14 protein-coding genes are annotated in these 15,798 nt (G+C 70.9%); 4 read left to right on the plus strand and 10 right to left on the minus strand.

The genetic code is table 11. The features are described from left to right. Window positions 1-26: 26 nt before the first annotated feature. From TR50_RS04440 to TR50_RS04450, 3 genes are read left to right on the plus strand one after another with little or no spacing between them, the layout of a single operon-like run. Complete coding sequence (locus TR50_RS04440; protein WP_052440693.1) at window positions 27-1,190, plus strand: tryptophan dimethylallyltransferase family protein; 1,164 nt, start codon at window positions 27-29, stop codon at window positions 1,188-1,190. Continuing rightward, on the plus strand, window positions 1,187-1,828 hold the full coding sequence (locus TR50_RS04445) for a hypothetical protein (protein WP_201776782.1): 642 nt from the start codon (window positions 1,187-1,189) through the stop codon (window positions 1,826-1,828). Before TR50_RS04440 ends, TR50_RS04445 begins: the two co-directional genes overlap by 4 nt. Then, complete coding sequence (locus TR50_RS04450) at window positions 1,825-2,682, plus strand: hypothetical protein (RefSeq protein WP_042414202.1); 858 nt, start codon at window positions 1,825-1,827, stop codon at window positions 2,680-2,682. Before TR50_RS04445 ends, TR50_RS04450 begins: the two co-directional genes overlap by 4 nt. 116 nt (window positions 2,683-2,798) lie before the next feature. On the opposite strand, the gene TR50_RS04455 is transcribed toward TR50_RS04450, so the two are convergent. The 10 genes from TR50_RS04455 to TR50_RS04500 form a co-directional block, all read right to left on the minus strand. Next, complete coding sequence (locus tag TR50_RS04455; protein ID WP_042414206.1) at window positions 2,799-3,392, minus strand: GTP-binding protein; 594 nt, start codon at window positions 3,390-3,392, stop codon at window positions 2,799-2,801. Next, complete coding sequence (locus TR50_RS04460) at window positions 3,385-3,762, minus strand: DUF742 domain-containing protein (RefSeq protein ID WP_042414208.1); 378 nt, start codon at window positions 3,760-3,762, stop codon at window positions 3,385-3,387. Before TR50_RS04460 ends, TR50_RS04455 begins: the two co-directional genes overlap by 8 nt. After that, the gene (locus TR50_RS04465) at window positions 3,759-4,160 is read right to left on the minus strand and encodes a roadblock/LC7 domain-containing protein (RefSeq protein ID WP_042414210.1); all 402 of its coding nucleotides are present in this window, start codon (window positions 4,158-4,160) and stop codon (window positions 3,759-3,761) included. Before TR50_RS04465 ends, TR50_RS04460 begins: the two co-directional genes overlap by 4 nt. Then, entirely contained in the window at window positions 4,157-5,332 is a 1,176-nt protein-coding gene (locus TR50_RS04470) for a sensor histidine kinase (RefSeq protein WP_042414213.1), read from the minus strand. Before TR50_RS04470 ends, TR50_RS04465 begins: the two co-directional genes overlap by 4 nt. A 297-nt stretch (window positions 5,333-5,629) precedes the next feature. Next, window positions 5,630-6,136 (minus strand): GNAT family N-acetyltransferase, encoded by a 507-nt coding sequence (locus TR50_RS04475; RefSeq protein ID WP_042414216.1) that lies wholly within the window; start codon window positions 6,134-6,136, stop codon window positions 5,630-5,632. A 79-nt stretch (window positions 6,137-6,215) separates the two neighbouring features. Further along, window positions 6,216-7,409: an RtcB family protein gene (locus TR50_RS04480; protein WP_042414218.1), complete on the minus strand. Its 1,194-nt coding sequence runs from the start codon at window positions 7,407-7,409 to the stop codon at window positions 6,216-6,218. Between the two features lie 337 nt (window positions 7,410-7,746). Further along, on the minus strand, window positions 7,747-9,258 hold the full coding sequence (locus tag TR50_RS04485) for an MFS transporter (protein ID WP_042414221.1): 1,512 nt from the start codon (window positions 9,256-9,258) through the stop codon (window positions 7,747-7,749). Window positions 9,259-9,449: 191 nt separating this feature from the next. After that, window positions 9,450-10,133 (minus strand): TetR/AcrR family transcriptional regulator, encoded by a 684-nt coding sequence (locus TR50_RS04490; protein ID WP_042414224.1) that lies wholly within the window; start codon window positions 10,131-10,133, stop codon window positions 9,450-9,452. Window positions 10,134-10,334: 201 nt separating this feature from the next. Continuing rightward, a complete protein-coding gene (locus TR50_RS04495) occupies window positions 10,335-11,720 on the minus strand; it encodes a M16 family metallopeptidase (RefSeq protein ID WP_042414227.1) in 1,386 nt (461 codons plus the stop codon). Beyond that, window positions 11,717-13,072, minus strand: a complete 1,356-nt coding sequence (locus TR50_RS04500; protein WP_042414230.1) for a M16 family metallopeptidase — start codon at window positions 13,070-13,072, stop codon at window positions 11,717-11,719. Before TR50_RS04500 ends, TR50_RS04495 begins: the two co-directional genes overlap by 4 nt. 210 nt (window positions 13,073-13,282) lie before the next feature. Between TR50_RS04500 and TR50_RS04505 the strand changes: the two genes are divergently transcribed. Beyond that, a complete protein-coding gene (locus TR50_RS04505) occupies window positions 13,283-15,757 on the plus strand; it encodes a DNA gyrase/topoisomerase IV subunit A (RefSeq protein WP_042414231.1) in 2,475 nt (824 codons plus the stop codon). Window positions 15,758-15,798 lie beyond the last annotated feature (41 nt).

Here is a 15,798-nt window from a genome sequence, read left to right on the forward strand (position 1 = left end):
GGCGCGCTTGGAGATCGGATAGGTGAGTGGACAGCATCTTCTCGGCCGAAGGGCGTTCCATCGGGGAGTTCCTCCGCGAACGCTGGACCGACATGGGCGATGGGCTCGGCCTGCCGCACTCCATGACCGGACCGGTGACGGAGCAGGTGGTGGATCTGCTGCGACCATGGGCCGACATACCCGTCGGTCGGACCTGCCCGTTCCCCTCGTTCGTCGCCGGTGACGGCTTCCCCGCCGAGATGTCGGTGAAATGGTCCCAAGGAAGACCTGAACTGCGGATCCTCTTCGAGGCGTTGGGTGCCTCCCGGCCCGTCACCGCAGCCTCCAACCTCGCCGCCGCAGCCGAACTGACGGACCGACTGGCCGCAGAGCCGCTGGTCAGCCTGGACTGGTACCGGAAGGTGGCCGACGTGTTCGCTCCGGCCGCCGACCAGGGAACCGCGCCGACGCCCGTATGGCACTCACTGGCTTGGCGCCCCGGGCGTCCGCCGGCCTTCAAGCTCTACTTCGGGCTCTACGACCTGGCCCCGCAGAAACGTTACGCCGCGGTCAACGAGGCGATGGAACGCCTCGGGATGGGCACCGCGTGGGCCGACACCTGCGTGGAGGTGGCACGAGCGACCATGGCGGACGGAGTCGAGCGCGAGCTGGAGTTCTTCGCCCTCGACCTGGACTCCAGCGCCAAGGCCCGGGCCAAGGTCTACTTCCGCAACCACACCGGCAGCGTCGCGGTCCTGGAGCAGATGGCCTCGCTCGCCCGCGCCCACGAACCGGACAGAGCCCGCTCCGCCTTCCGGACCCTGCTCGGCACTGCGCCCGACGCCGCCGGAGACACCCCGCTGACCTGCCTGGCCTTCCGGTCGGGCGCCAACCGCGCCGACGAGTCGACCACCTACTTCCGGGTGTCGAGTCTCACCGCCTCCGACGCAGAGGCCGCGGTCAGGATCGGCGCGCTGATGGCGCACGAGGACCTGGACCCGCGACGCCACCACGCCCTCCTCCAGGCCGTGGCCCCACAGCCCCTGAACCGGATCCGGGGCCTCCAGGAGCTGGTCAGCTACCGCTCACGCGGCTCGGAGGGCGACGTGTCCGTCTACTTCAGGTTTCCGCTCTACCCCCCGCTCGCCGCCCAGCCGAGTCCGGTGCCGCGGCAGTCCCGTGTGTTCCTCCAGGAGGTCGAATCCGTATGACCGTCACCATGCCTGCGCCCCTGCGGGAAGTCGCCGACAGGAACGAGCAGCACGTCCGCACATACCGCGCCAGCAGCCTGATCACTCTGTTGGAGGACCCCACGACGCCGGCGGCCACCAGGGACGCCGTCATGGCGCACGTCGCGCCGTGGTCGGACGCGTTCCAGCGGATGATCAGCGTCCGGGCGGAGTTCGAGACCGACCCCCAGCTGAAGGAACTGGCCGTCGAGCACCAGGAGGAGGAGCTCGGCCACAACGGGATCCTGGCGGACAGCCACGACACCGGCCGGAAACCCGGCTGGGACCCCGTCGTGGAAGCCGGAGCGGCCTGGTTCGTCGACCAGTTCCGCGTCCTGCCCGGCCTGCACAAGGTCGTGCTGGCCCACCTCGTGCTGGAGGCCGGCAGCCTCACCTTCAGCAACGCCGGCTCCCTGGCCTTCCCCGGCAACGCCTACTTCGCCCTGCACGACGAGGCGGACGAGGAGCACATCGAGATGGGCTACCGCCTGCTCGCCGAACGCCAGGAGTGGGAGCTCGGCGAGGTCAGCGAACTCCTCGACCGCGCCTGGCAGATCATCACCATGGTCTCCGACCGGATCGCCGAACTGGCGCTCCGCGACACCGCGGTGCCGGCATGAGCGCACGCCCCGAGGAGACCGTCGACGCCGAATCCGCCGCCAGAGTCGCCGAGCACAGCGCCCGGCTGTTCCAGCAGACCCTCGGCGACCGTCTGGTCGCGGCCTACGCCCTCGGCAGCCTCGCCCACGGGGGGTTCGCGCCCGCCGTCAGCGACATCGACCTCGCCCTCGTCCTGACGGACCGCCGCCAGGACGACGACGAGACCGTCCGCGGCGTCACCCACGAGCTCCACCGGAAGGACGCCGCATACCAGCGCCTGTCGGTCTTCTGGAGCTCCCTGCCGGCCCTGCGCGCGGACCGGGAGGACGGCAGGTTCCCGGCCGTCGACCGGCTCGACCTCAAGGTCAGCGGTGCGCTGCTGCTGGGCGGGGACGTGCGCCCGGAGGTGGCGCAGCCGGGCGCGGCCACGCTGCTGACCGACAGCGTCCGCTTCGCCCTGCGGATGCTCGCGCCGGACCCCGTGGTGGCCGAGTTCCACCACCCCGCGCGGCTGGCGGCCGACACCAGGCGCTTCACCAAGGCGGTGCTGCTCCCCCTCAGGTTCCTCTACACCGCCGCCGCCGCGGACTGCGGCTCCACCGACGACGCCATCCGCCACCACCTCGCGCAACCCGCACCGGTGGCCGCGGAACTCGTCCGTGCCGCGACGCGCGCACGCCACGGGCAGCCGGACCCGGCGGAGCACCTGACCGGGCTCCTGCACGCCGAGCTCGTGCCGCTCTACCTGTACTACATCGACAGCTGCCTGCCGAGGCTGGCCCGCCTGGCCCCGGCCGACGGCGACCTGGCACAGGGCCTCAGCGACTGGCGGGCACGGCTGCTGGACCGGCCCGAAGCCCGCGCTCCGCACTGACCCGCCACCGCACCGGCCTGCCACCGCGCAGGCCTGCCACCGTGCAGGGCAACCAGAAGGGGCCGTCCCTCCCGGGGACGGCCCCTTCGGCGCGGGCGCGAGAGCGTCGCCGACCTCTAGCCGACCCGGGCCAGCAGGTAGCTGACGAGCGTGGTCAGCGCGGCGGCCGACGACTGCTCGTCGCGCGCGTCGCAGGTGACGACGGGGGTGTCGTCGAGGAGGTCGAGGGCCTCCCGCAGCGCGGCCTCGGCGCGCACCGGGTTGCCGTCGAAGTTGTTGACTGCGATCGCGTAGTCGAGACCGTACTGCTCGATCAGGTCGATCACCGCGAAGGAGTCGGCCAGCCGCTCCGGGTCGACCAGGACCAGCGCGCCGAGGGCGCCCCGGGCCATGTCCTCCCACATCTGCACGAACCGCACCTGTCCGGGGGTGCCGAACAGGTAGAGCACGACGCGGTCGCTGATGGTGAGCCGGCCGAAGTCCATGGCCACGGTGGTGGTGGTCTTCCCCCGGACCCCCTTCAGGTCGTCCACGTCCTGCGCGGCCCGGGTCATCGTCTCCTCGGTGGACAACGGCTCGATCTCGGAGATCGAGCCGATGAACGTGGTCTTGCCCACCGCGAAGTGACCGACGACGAGGATCTTGACGGCCGTCTGCGAGGCGCCGCCCGCGACGTAGTCCCGCGACTGCAGGCTCGGTCGTTCACCCAAACTTGGCCCGGAGACCACTGAGCACCTCCTCCAGCAACTCCTTGTCGGCGAGGCGGGCACGGGCCACCGGCGGACGGGTGATCAGATAGCCGGCCTCGGTGAGTCCGGCCAGCATGATCCGCACCACGCCCAGCGGCAGCCGCGTGTGCCCCGCGATCTCGGCCACCGAGAGGTAGCCCGCGGAGCAGAGGTCCAGCAGCCGCTGTTCCTCCGGCGACAGCCGCAGCGGCCGCTGCACCTGCTCGGGCGCGGCCGTCACCAGGGTGATCAGCGAGAGCTGGTCGTCGTCGGGCAGCCCGCGTCCCTTGGTGATGACGTACGGACGCACTAACTCCGTGGCTTCGAGCTCGAAGTCGCCGGGCCCGTTCATGAGCGCACTCCGAGGTTCTCGCGCGGCGGCGCGACCAGCACCTTGCCCAGCTGGCCGACCAACTGCTGCATCCGGAAGGTGATGTCCTGCATGTCGACGTCCGCCTCGGCGGAGACGCCGAGGTAGGCGCCCTCACCGGCGGAGATCAGGAACACCCAGCCGCCGTCGAACTCGACCAGCGTCTGGCGCCAGCGCCCGCTGCTGTCCTCGCAGAAGAAGCCGAGCGAGCGGCTCAGCGACTGCACACCGCTCATCGCGGCGGCGACGCGGTCCGCGTCGTCCTTGTCGAAGTCCTTGGTACGGGCCATGAGGAGCCCGTCGGCCGAGATCAGGACCGCGTGCAGGGCCCCGGGAATCTCCAGGGCGCTGTCGAGCATCCATGACAGATCTTCGTTCACGAGAACTCATGCCCTTCACTGCTTGACCCACGTGTGCTGATCGACTGGTCCGTGTCGTCCCCACGGGCGGCCCGGCCCGACCGGGTGCCGCGCTGGAACGCTCCCATGATCGCCGCGGTCTCCGCGCCGGACCGGGCCGAGGCGATCGGGGTGGGCGCGGAGCCCGGCACGATCGCCATCGGACGCTTACGCCTTCTCAGCGGCAGTCCGTCGGTGGTCGTCGGGGAGGCCGGCACGGGCTCGGGCCCGTTCGGCTGCGGCGGTGGCACGGAGGAGCGCGTCATGGGAGCAGCCGGTGCCTTCTTCTCGGGCATGGACGTCAGCAACTCGTGCGGCAGCAGGACCACCGCCCGCACGCCGCCGTAGGGCGAGGAGGAGTCCACCGACACCTCGAAGCCGAAGCGCTCGCTCAGCACGCCGATGACGGCGAGACCGAACTGCGGCGGATTACCGAGCCCCGCGACGCTCTTGACGCGGTCGCTGCTCAGCAGCCGCTCCGCGCGGGCCCGTTCCTCGTCGTTCATGCCGACACCGGCGTCGTCCACGACGATCGCCACGCCCTTGGGCACGGTGCGGATGTTGATCTCGACGACCGTGTCCGGGCTGGAGTAGCTGGTGGCGTTGTCGAGGAGCTCGGCCAGGGCCAGCGCCACCGGCTCGACGGCGCGGCTGGAGATGCCGAAGTCCACCTGGGAGAGGATCTCCACGCGTCGGAAGTGCCGCACGCGTCCCTGCGCGCTGCGGACCACGTCGTAGACCGAGGCGTTGTCGCGGTGGCGGCCGAGCCAGCCGTCGCAGAGCACCGCGATGGACTGGGCGCGGCGGCCGAACTGGGAGTTGGTGTGGTCGATCTCCAGCAGGTCCTGGAGGATGACCGACTCACCGTGCTTGGTCTGCAGCCGCGAAAGGATCAGCTGCTGCTCGGCGGCCAGACCCTGAAGGGTGCGCATGGCCGACTTCAGCACGGTCTTCGTCGCTTCCTCGGCCTGTTCCTGGGCCGAGGCGACGGACTGCATGTAGTGGTGCTCCAGATCGGAGTAGTACTCCCTGAGCCCCGCTATCTCCTGCCGCAACGCCATGGCCGCCTTGCGCTGGCGGACGACGACGGCGATCACGATGAGCAGGAGCACGACAAGAGCCCACAGCGCTGGGTTCTCGATGTATTCCGTCATAAGACTCTCTTCAGGCGTCTGACAGCCGGTCTCCGCGTCCCTGCCACTGCAGGGTGGACCCGCCCGCTCCGCAAAGCGAGGTGATCGTATCATCGGCCACACAGGCAACCGACCGAGCGTCCGCCCGGCAGTCTCGACATGAGGATGCGTCTCTTCCACTTGTACGAGACCCAGTTGACGCGAGCCTGGCACACCGCGGGCGCGCCCCAGCCGACTTCACACGAACATCACCAACACTTAACGCAGACAGGCCGTTTGACGCCCCCGCGAGTCGATGTGAGTCGTCGTGAGCCGACGTCAGTCGACGACGGGGCTGCGACGCTCGACCAGCACGACATCGCGCCAGACGCCGTGCTGGCGACCCACCCGCTCGCGGGTCCCGATCACCCGGAACCCGGCACGCTCGTGGAGCGCGAGGCTGGCGGCGTTCTCCGGGAAGATCCCGGACTGCACGGTCCAGATCCCCGCCGCCTCGGTCGAGGCGATCAACGCCTCCAGCAACGCCCGCGCCACCCCGCGCCCACGGGCATCCGGACGGACGTAGACGGAGTGCTCGACCACGCCCGCGTAGGCACGCCGGTCCGAGACCCTGCTCACGGCCACCCAGCCGAGCACGCGCCCGCCCCCGTCGACGACCACGAACCGGTGCCCGCCAAGCCTGGCCCGGTCGAACTCCTCCCACGCCGGCGCCCGGGTCTCGAACGTGGCATCACCCTCGTCGATCCCGGCCTGATAGATCGCCAGCACCTCCGACGCGTGCTCGGCGGTCATGGGGACGACGACGGTGTCACGGTTGCTGTTCATCAGCGCCCATCATCGCTCCCCCGAGCGGCCCCGGGTCTCCGTCCCCCGTGACGGAGGACCCGGGGGGTGACGTTCGGCCTCAACCCTTGACGCAGACGACCTGCTTGAGCTCGGCCACGACCTGCACCAGGTCGGTCTGCTGGGCCATCACCTTCTCGATCGGCTTGTACGCGCCCGGGATCTCGTCCACGACGCCGGAGTCCTTGCGGCACTCCACGCCCCGCGTCTGCTCCACCAGGTCGCGGACGCCGAACTTGCGCTTCGCCGCCGAGCGGGACATCTTGCGTCCCGCGCCGTGCGACGCGGAGTTGAACGCCGCCTCGTTGCCGAGACCGCGGACGATGTACGAGCCGGTGCCCATGGAGCCCGGGATGATCCCGTAGTCGCCCGCGCCGGCGCGGATCGCGCCCTTGCGGGTGACCAGCAGGTCCTCCCCCTCGTAGGTCTCCTCCGCCACGTAGTTGTGGTGGCAGGAGATGACCTGGTCGAAGGTGACGTTCGCCTTGCGGAACTCCTTGCGGACGGCGTCCTGGAACAGCGCCATCATCACCGCGCGGTTGCGCTTCGCGTACTCCTGCGCCCAGAACAGGTCGGCGCGGTAGGCCTGCATCTGCGGGGTCGCCGCGATGAAGACCGCGAGATCGCGGTCGACCAGGTTCTGGTTGTGCGGGAGCGAGCGGGCGACGCCGATGTGGTGCTCGGCGAGCTCCTTGCCGATGTTGCGCGAGCCCGAGTGCAGCATCAGCCACACCGCGCCCGACGTGTCGAGGCAGACCTCGATGAAGTGGTTGCCCGAGCCCAGCGAGCCCATCTGCTGCAGCGCCCGCTCGCGGCGCGCCTTCACCGCCGGGGTGAGGTCGTCGAAGCGGGACCAGAAGTCGTCCCAGCCGCCGGTGGCGAAGCCGTGGATCCGGCTCGGGGCGACCGGGTGGGCGTGCAGGCCCCGACCGACGGGGATGGCCTGCTCGATCTTCGAGCGCAGTCGGCTGAGGTCATCGGGCAGGTCGCGGGCGGTGAGCGAGGTCTTGACCGCGCTCATCCCGCAGCCGATGTCCACGCCGACCGCGGCCGGGCAGACCGCGCCCTTCATGGCGATCACGGAACCGACCGTCGCGCCCTTGCCCAGGTGGACGTCGGGCATGACGGCGAGGCCGTGGATCCACGGGAGGGAGGAGATGTTGCGCAGCTGCTGGAGGGCCTGGCCCTCGACCGTCGCGGGGTCGGTCCACATGCGGATGGGCACGTTGATGCCCGGGATCTCGGTGTACGACATGGGATTGTTCTCCTGGGAACAAGGCTACAAGTGTGGGGGCGGACCGGCGCGGAAGGGCGTCGCGGTCGCGCGGAGATCAGCGGCGGAGGCCGCAGGCGGTGGAGGGGCGTCGCCTGGGGGAGGCGGCGGTGCTGATGTGGCACACGCCTTGCTTCTCGACCCTCATGGGACTGCCTCCTCTCCACCACCTCGGGGACCGGCCTGTCACGTCCGGTCGCTGCGCCTATCTACCCATGCGCCGAGGAGGCGCCGCAACGGATTTTCGATCAGGACACGCCGAAGCCCCCGACCCTGGAGGGATCGGGGGCTTCGGCGGTGACGATGCGTCAGATGAGCGTCAGTGCATGACGACCGGGACGGCCGCTTCGGACTCGGCGTTGGCGCCGGCGACGGTGTGGTGCTCCGGGCGGCCGGCGTTGACCAGGACGAAGACCAGCGCCGAGGCGACGAGCATGATGCCCACGGCCCACCAGATGGCGACGTCGTAGCCGTGCACCGCGGCGAGCGGGTTGCGCGGGTCGGTGGAGTGGTGCGAGACCAGCCAGCTGGTCGTCGCGCTCGCCGCGATGGTGTTGAGCAGGGCGGTGCCGATGGAGCCGCCGACCTGCTGCGAGGTGTTGATCATCGCGGAGGCCACGCCCGCGTCCTGCGGCTGGACGCCGATGGTCGACAGGCTCATGGCCGGCATGAACGAGGTGCCCATGCCCAGGCCCAGCATGAGCTCGGCCGGCAGGATCAGCGTCCAGTAGTTGCTGTCCACGTGCATCTGCGTGAGCAGCAGCATGCCCATCGAGGCCAGCAGCAGGCCGGGGCCCATCAGCCAGCGCGCCGGGACGCGGTTCATCAGGCGGGCGCCGATCTGCGTGGAGCCGGTGATCATGCCGACGACCATGGGCAGGAAGGCGACGCCGGTCATGACCGGGCTGTACTGCTTGATGCCCTGCAGGTAGTAGGTCATGAACAGGAACAGACCGAACATGCCGATGATGGCGAGACCGAGGCCGAGGTAGGCGCCACCGCGGTTGCGGTTCAGCACGACGCGCAGCGGCAGCAGCGGGGCCTTGGTGCGGGACTCGACCAGGACGAACAGCGCGAGCAGCACCGCGGAGGCCACGAAGAGGCCGATGGTGATGCCGGCGCCCCAGCCGGACTCCTCGGCCTTGGTGAAGCCGTAGACGAGGGAGACCAGGCCCGAGGTGGCCAGCAGCACGCCCGGGATGTCGAGACGGTTGCGGTTGCGCTCGCCCTCGCGCTCGTGGACGAAGACCAGGGAGCCGGCCACCGCGATGATCGCGAAGATGATGTTGACGTACAGCGCCCAGCGCCAGTTGACGTACTGGGTCAGCGCGCCGCCGAGCAGCAGGCCGACGGCGCCGCCCGCACCGGCGATGGCGCCGAAGATGCCGAACGCGGTCGCGCGCTCCTTGGCCTCGGTGAAGGTGACGGCCAGCAGCGACAGGGCCGCCGGGGCCAGCAGTGCGCCGAAGACGCCCTGCAGCGCACGCGCGCCGAGCAGCATGGTCGAGTTGACGGCCGCGCCGCCGACGGCGGAGGCCAGGGCGAAGCCGATCAGGCCGACGATGAAGGCCCGCTTGCGCCCCCACAGGTCGGCCACGCGGCCGCCGAAGAGCAGCAGACCGCCGAAGGCCAGGCTGTAGGCGGTGATCACCCACTGGCGGTTGGCGTCGGAGATGTGCAGGTCCGCCTGGGCGTGCGGCAGTGCGATGTTCACGACGGTGGCGTCGAGGACGACCATCAGCTGGGCGATGGCGATGAAGATGAGCGCCTTCCAGCGCCTTGGATCGGGCTGGGCCTGGTCAAGTGGCTTGGCGGGTGCGGAAGCAGACATGAGGGTATCCCCGTAGGTGCGCGGCAGGGCTGCCGTCGTCGGTGAGCGAACTTCGGTATGCGGGACGTGAAACGTTGACGTACGAATGTGACCGGGAGATCGGCGGGTCGGCGTCGACCTGGTGAAGTAAGGGTTGAGAGACCGGACTTCGGGCCCGGTGAGCTCAGCGGAGCTGCGGCGTCACGAAGGCGTCACGACCGGCACTCGCGTCGGGCGGCCGCGAGGATGCACTCGCGGCGGACGTCCTCCAGCGTCTGCGGGCTGCCGGGCAGGGGCGTCCGGGCGGGCGCCCGGAGGCCGTCGAGCAGCAGCTGCAGGTGGCGGTGGACGAAAGGCTGAAGGCTGTCGTAGGTGGCGCCGGGGAACGGCCGCACCAGCTGCGCGACCGCCATCAGGACGTCGTTGCTGCCGATGTCGTCACGCAGGGTCCCGGCCGCCTGGGCAGCGCTGACGATGGTCTGGACGACGCCGTCCAGGCGTTCCTTGGTCGAGAAGACCTCGGCCTCGTCCAGGTCCGTCCACTCGGAGAGCATCGGGCACAGGGCGCCGATCTTCCAGTTGACGGCGTCGTGCACGAGGCGGCTGAGCGCCTCGAACGGATCGCTCTCCTCCGCGTAGGCCTGCTCGGCCACGCTGATGGCTCGTTCCATGACCTCCAGGACGACGCCGCGCACCAGCGCGCGACGGTCCGGGAAGTGCCGGTAGACGGTGGCGTTGCCGATCCCGGCGCGCTTGGCGATCTCGTCGAGCGGCACGTCCGCGCCGTACTCGATGAACGCGTCCTGCGCGGCGTCGAGGATGCGGGCCCGGTTCCGGGCCGCGTCGGCACGCCGGCGGAGCCCCGCGGGCTTCTCGGTCTCGACTGCCTGGACCACGGCGACTCCTTTCTCCGATGTGCTGGGCCGGGAAGCGGGGAACCTGTCCCCGCTTTCCATTCAAACACCTAAACGGGGAATCACTCCCCGGAAATCCCTCCCATGAGTGTGACCTGCGTCACATTTTTCATCAGGGGCCGGACACGACTCAGGGGCGCGGGAAACCCCGCGCCCCTGAGCGCTACAGAAGGGATGGAAGGGTCAGGCGGGAACGACCGTGACCTCGCCGATCCCCAGGTCCTTCAGCGGCGCCGCGATCACCGAGGCGTCGCCGACCAGCACCGCCACCAGCCGCTCCGGCGGGAACGCCGCCACCACCGCGTCGGTCGCCGCCGCCGTGGCGGTCTCGGCCAACTGCCGGTACACCTCGGCCTGGTAGTTGTCCGGCAGCTCCTGCTCCACCTGGTCGGCCAGGGTGGCGCAGACCGCGGACGCGGTCTCGTAGCGCAGCGGGGCCACGCCGACCAGGTTCTGCACCGCGACGTCGCGCTCCTCGTCGGTCAGGCCCTCGGCCGCCAGCGTCCGCAGGATCTGCCAGGTGTCCGCGAGCGCCGGAGCCGTCGACTCGGTGTCCACCGAGCCCGAGATGGCCAGCAGCGCCCGGCCCTGGCCGTCCGCGCCCGAGCGCAGCGGCTGGGCGAACGCGCGGACGCCGTAGGTGTAGCCCTTCTCCTCCCGCAGGACCTTGTCCAGGCGCGAGGTGAGGGTGCCGCCCAGGCAGTACGTGCCGAGGATCTGCGCCGCCCACGCGTCGTCGTGGCGGTCCGGGCCGATCCGGCCGATCAGCAGCTGGGTCTGCACCGAACCCGGTCGGTCGACGATGACGACCCGGCCGGTGTCGTCGCCGCGCACCGGCGCGGCGGGCACGTGCGCGCCCGGGGTGCCGGTCCAGCGGCCGATCGTGGCGGCCAGCACGGCGTCGAAGTCGACCTCGGAGAAGTCGCCGACGACGACCAGCGTCGCCGTCGCCGGGCGCACGTGCGCGGCGTAGAACGCCGTCACCGCGTCACGGTCGATGGCCTCGACCGTCTCGGCGCCGCCCGAGCGCGGACGCGACAGGCGGTCGGACTGGTCGAACAACTCGCCGTAGAAGGCGAGCGCGGCCCGGCGGGCCGGGTTGGCCTGCTCGTGGACGATCTCGTCGAGACGGTTGGCGACCAGCCGCTCGATCTCGTGCTCCGGGAAGGCCGGCGCGCGCACCGCGTCCGCCATCAGCGCGAGCCCGCGCTCCAGCCGGGAGGCCGGGACCTCCAGCGACAGCCGCAGCACCGTGTGGTCCGCGTGCGCGTCCAGGTTCGCGCCGGCCCGCTCCAGCTCGGCGGCGAACTCCTCGGCCGTCAGCGACTCGGTGCCCTCGGAGAAGGCACGCGCCAGGATCGTGGAGACGCCCTCCTGCTCGCGCGGCTCCGCCGCGAGCGGCACGTCCAGCACCAGCTCGGCCGCGACCAGCGCCTGGCCCGGACGGTCGCAGCGCAGCACCGTCAGGCCGTTCGGCAGCGTGCTGCGCGTCGGCGCCGGGAAGTTCCACGGAGTGGGCTGCCCCGGCTCGGGGCGCGGGTGGAAGGTCATGGTGGAGGCGATGGTCATGCCTGCACCTCCTCGTCCTGCTCGTCCTGGGCGGCGGTCTCGTCGGCGGTCTCGTCGGCGGCTTCGTCGGCAGCGGAGGCAGCGGTGGGCTCGTAGGTCAGCACCGCGCGGTTGTCCGGCGTCAGGTACTTCTGCGCGACGGCCTGGATCTCCTCGGCCGTCACGTCCAGCACCCGCGAGAGCGCCGTGTCGGCGAGCTTCGGGTCGCCGAACAGGACGGCGTAGCGGCACAGTTCGTCCGCGCGGCCGCTGACGGTGTCGAGCCGGTCCAGCCACTCGCGCTCGATCTGCGCCTGCGCGCGCTCGAGTTCCTCCGCCGTCGGGCCCTCGGCCGCGAAACGGGCCAGCTCCTGGTCGATCGCGGCCTCGACGGCCTCGACCGTCGCCTCACCGGAGGTCTTCGCGTCGAGCCAGCCGAGCGACGGCGCGCCCGCGAGACGCAGCAGGCCGAAACCGGCCGTCACGGCCAGACGGTCGTGCCGGACCAGGCGGTTGTAGAGGCGGGAGGACTCGCCCGAGCCGAGGATCGTCAGCGCCAGGTCGGCCGCGTCCGACTCGCGGGTGCCGTCCAGCGGCAGCAGGTACGCCTGCATCACCGCGCGCGAGGGCACCTCGGCCACGACGTGCTCGCGCAGCGACGCGTCCGAGGAGCGCACCACGGTGGTGCCGTCGCGCGGCGGGCGCTTGCCGTCGTGCGCCGGGATGGAGCCGAAGTACTTCTGCACCCAGGCCAGGGTCTGCTCCGGGTCGATGTCGCCGACCACGGCCAGCACCGCGTTGTTGGGCGCGTAGTAGGTCCGGAAGAAGTCCTGCGCGTCGCCGAGGGTGGCGGCGTCCAGGTCCTCCATCGAACCGATGGGCGTGTGGTGGTAGGGGTGGCCGTCCGGGAAGGCCATCGCGGTCAGCCGCTCGAACGCGGTGCCGTAGGGCACGTTGTCGTAGCGCTGGCGGCGCTCGTTCTTCACGACCGCGCGCTGGTTGTCCAGACTCTCCTGGTCGAGCGCCTCCAGCAGGCTGCCCATCCGGTCGGCCTCGAGCCACAGCGCCAGCTCCAACTGGTGCGCGGGCATGGTCTCGAAGTAGTTGGTGCGCTCGAAGCTGGTGGTGCCGTTCAGCGACCCGCCGGCCCCCTGCACCAGCTCGAAGTGGCCGTTGCCCTTGACCTGCCCGGAGCCCTGGAACATCAGGTGCTCGAAGAGGTGGGCGAGACCGGTGCGTCCGGCCACCTCGTGCCGGGAGCCGACGTCGTACCAGAGACAGACGGCGGCGACCGGGGTGAGGTGGTCCTCGGAGAGCACCACCCGCAGCCCGTTGGCCAGAGTGTGCTCACTGATGGTGAATCCTTGGGCCATCCGCGTCGATCCTTCCGGTGTACCGCATGATCGAGATTCGTATCAGCCGGGACGTGAACCCCGGAAAACCCCATTGTGCTGCACCGGCAGGGGACGCGGTGGCCGGGTTTGTCAGCGCGCTGGTCCAGAATGGTCCCCGACCATGCCCACCCATGCCCACCGACCGGTCCGACCGGAGGCGTGCATACCGTCCTAGGGAGCGCCGCCGCGATGGCCCGCCGCAGTTCGCAGACCCCTCCGCCCGAGGATTTCGAGGAGCGCATCCTCGACATCGACGTGGTGGACGAGATGCAGAGCTCCTACCTGGAGTACGCCTACTCGGTGATCTACTCCCGGGCGCTCCCCGACGCCAGGGACGGCCTCAAGCCCGTGCACCGGCGTGTCCTCTACCAGGCCAACGAGATGGGCCTGCGGCCCGACCGCGGCCACGTCAAAAGCGCCCGCGTCGTCGGCGAGGTGATGGGCCGCCTGCACCCGCACGGCGACACCGCCATCTACGACACGCTCGTGCGCATGGCCCAGCCGTTCTCCATGCGGCTGCCGCTGATCGACGGCCACGGCAACTTTGGCTCGCTCGGCAACGACGACCCGCCGGCCGCCATGCGGTACACCGAGGCCCGGCTCACCGAGGCCGCGATGGCCATGGTCGAGACGATCGACGAGGAGACCGTCGACTTCCGGCCCAACTACGACGGCAGCGAGCAGGAGCCGGAGGTCCTCCCCTCCGCCTTCCCGAACCTGCTGGTCAACGGCGTCTCCGGGATCGCCGTCGGCATGGCCACCAACATGCCGCCGCACAACCTCTCCGAGGTCGTCGCCGCCGCCCGCCACCTGATCAAGCACCCGGGCGCCGACCTCGACACCCTGATGCGCTACATCCCCGGCCCCGACCTGCCGACCGGCGGCCTGGTCGTCGGCCTGGACGGCATCCGCGACGCCTACGAGAGCGGTCGCGGCACCTTCAAGATCCGCGCCAAGGTGTCCGTCGAGGACGTCACCCCGCGCCGCAAGGGCCTGGTCGTCACCGAACTGCCGTTCACGGTCGGCCCGGAGAAGGTGATCGCCAAGATCAAGGATCTGGTGGGCGCCAAGAAGATCCAGGGCATCGCCGACGTCAAGGACCTGACGGACCGTGCCCACGGCCTGCGCCTGGTCATCGAGGTCAAGAACGGCTTCGTGCCCGAGGCGCTGCTGGAGCAGCTCTACAAGCTGACGCCGATGGAGGAGACCTTCGGCATCAACAACGTCGCCCTGGTCGACGGCCAGCCGCTGACGCTGGGCCTGAAGGAGCTGCTCGAGGTCTACGTCGACCACCGCTTCGAGGTGGTCCGCCGGCGCAGCGACTTCCGCCGCCGCAAGCGCCAGGACCGGCTGCACCTGGTCGAGGGTCTGCTCGTCGCGCTCGTCGACATCGACGAGGTCATCGCGATCATCCGATCGAGCGACAACTCGGCGCAGGCCAAGGAGCGCCTGATCGAGCGGTTCAGCCTGTCCGAGACGCAGACCGCGTACATCCTGGACACCCCGCTGCGCCGCCTGACCCGCTTCGACCGGATCGAGCTGGAGGCGGAGCAGGAGAAGCTCAACGCCGAGATCGCGGCGCTGACCGAGATCCTCGATTCGGACACCGTGCTGCGCAAGGTCGTCTCCGACGAACTCGCGGCCGTGGCCAAGAAGTTCGGCACCGAGCGGCGCACCGTGCTGCTGGAGGCCGGTTCGGTCGCCACCGTCGCGGTCCCGCTGGAGGTCGCCGACGACCCGTGCCGCGTGCTGCTCTCCTCGACGGGCCTGCTGGCCCGCACCGCCGACGCCGGGACCCAGGTCCCGGACGGAGACGGTGACGGCGACGCGGGCGACGGCAAGCGCGCCCGGCACGACGTGATCGTCTCGGCGGTCCCGGCCACCGCCCGCGGCCACATCGGCGTCGTCACCGACGCCGGGCGGGTGCTCCGGCTCGCGGTCATCGACCTGCCGCAGCTGCCGCCGAGCGCGCACACCCCGGCCCTGGCCGGCGGCGCGAAGGTCGCCGAGTTCCTGAAGCTGGAGGCGGGCGAGTCGGTCCTCGCGCTGACGACGCTCGACGAGTCCTCCCCCGGCCTGGCACTCGGCACCGAGCAGGGCGTGGTCAAGCGGGTCGTGCCGGACTGGCCGGACAACAAGGACGAGTTCGAGATCATCGCCCTCAAGGACGGCGACCGGATCGTCGGCGCGGTCGAACTGCGCACGGGCGAGGAGGACCTGGTCTTCGTCGCCTCCGACGCCCAACTGCTGCGCTACCCGGCCGGCCAGGTCCGCCCGCAGGGCCGCCCGGCCGGAGGCATGGCGGGCGTCAAGCTCGCCGACGGCGCGAAGGTGATCTCCTTCACGGCGGTGGACCCGGCGCAGGACGCCCTCGTCGTCACCGTCGCGGGCTCCTCGGACGCGCTCGACGGCATGGGCCAGGCCACGGCCAAGGCCACCCCGTTCGAGCAGTACCCGCGCAAGGGCCGCGCCACCGGCGGCGTCCGCTGCCAGCGCTTCCTCAAGGGCGAGGACAAGCTCGTCTTCGCCTGGGTCGGCGCCACCCCCGCCCGCGCCGCCACCGCCAACGGCTCCCCCGCCGAGCTCCCGGCCCGCGACCCGCGCCGCGACGGCTCCGGCGTCCCGCTGGCCAAGGACATCGCGGCGGTCGCCACCACGGCGTGACCCGAAGGTGAGCGAGGAGGGCGGCCGGGCCTTGAAGCCCG

It is taken from the genome of Streptacidiphilus anmyonensis, assembly GCF_000787855.1.
GTDB classification, from domain to species: domain Bacteria; phylum Actinomycetota; class Actinomycetes; order Streptomycetales; family Streptomycetaceae; genus Streptacidiphilus; species Streptacidiphilus anmyonensis.

Bases quoted from the DNA above. Each gene is read 5' to 3' on its own strand.
- TR50_RS04495 (WP_042414227.1), bottom strand. From the start codon at position 11,720: ATGACCATCGCCTCCACCATGACCTTCCACCCGCGCCCCGAGCCGGGG.
- TR50_RS04485 (WP_042414221.1), bottom strand. From the start codon at position 9,258: ATGTCTGCTTCCGCACCCGCCAAGCCACTTGACCAGGCCCAGCCCGAT.
- TR50_RS04475 (WP_042414216.1), bottom strand. From the start codon at position 6,136: ATGAACAGCAACCGTGACACCGTCGTCGTCCCCATGACCGCCGAGCAC.
- TR50_RS04470 (WP_042414213.1), bottom strand. From the start codon at position 5,332: ATGACGGAATACATCGAGAACCCAGCGCTGTGGGCTCTTGTCGTGCTC.
- TR50_RS04480 (WP_042414218.1), bottom strand. From the start codon at position 7,409: ATGTCGTACACCGAGATCCCGGGCATCAACGTGCCCATCCGCATGTGG.
- TR50_RS04445 (WP_201776782.1), top strand. From the start codon at position 1,187: ATGACCGTCACCATGCCTGCGCCCCTGCGGGAAGTCGCCGACAGGAAC.
- TR50_RS04505 (WP_042414231.1), top strand. From the start codon at position 13,283: ATGGCCCGCCGCAGTTCGCAGACCCCTCCGCCCGAGGATTTCGAGGAG.
- TR50_RS04500 (WP_042414230.1), bottom strand. From the start codon at position 13,072: ATGGCCCAAGGATTCACCATCAGTGAGCACACTCTGGCCAACGGGCTG.
- TR50_RS04450 (WP_042414202.1), top strand. From the start codon at position 1,825: ATGAGCGCACGCCCCGAGGAGACCGTCGACGCCGAATCCGCCGCCAGA.
- TR50_RS04460 (WP_042414208.1), bottom strand. From the start codon at position 3,762: ATGAACGGGCCCGGCGACTTCGAGCTCGAAGCCACGGAGTTAGTGCGT.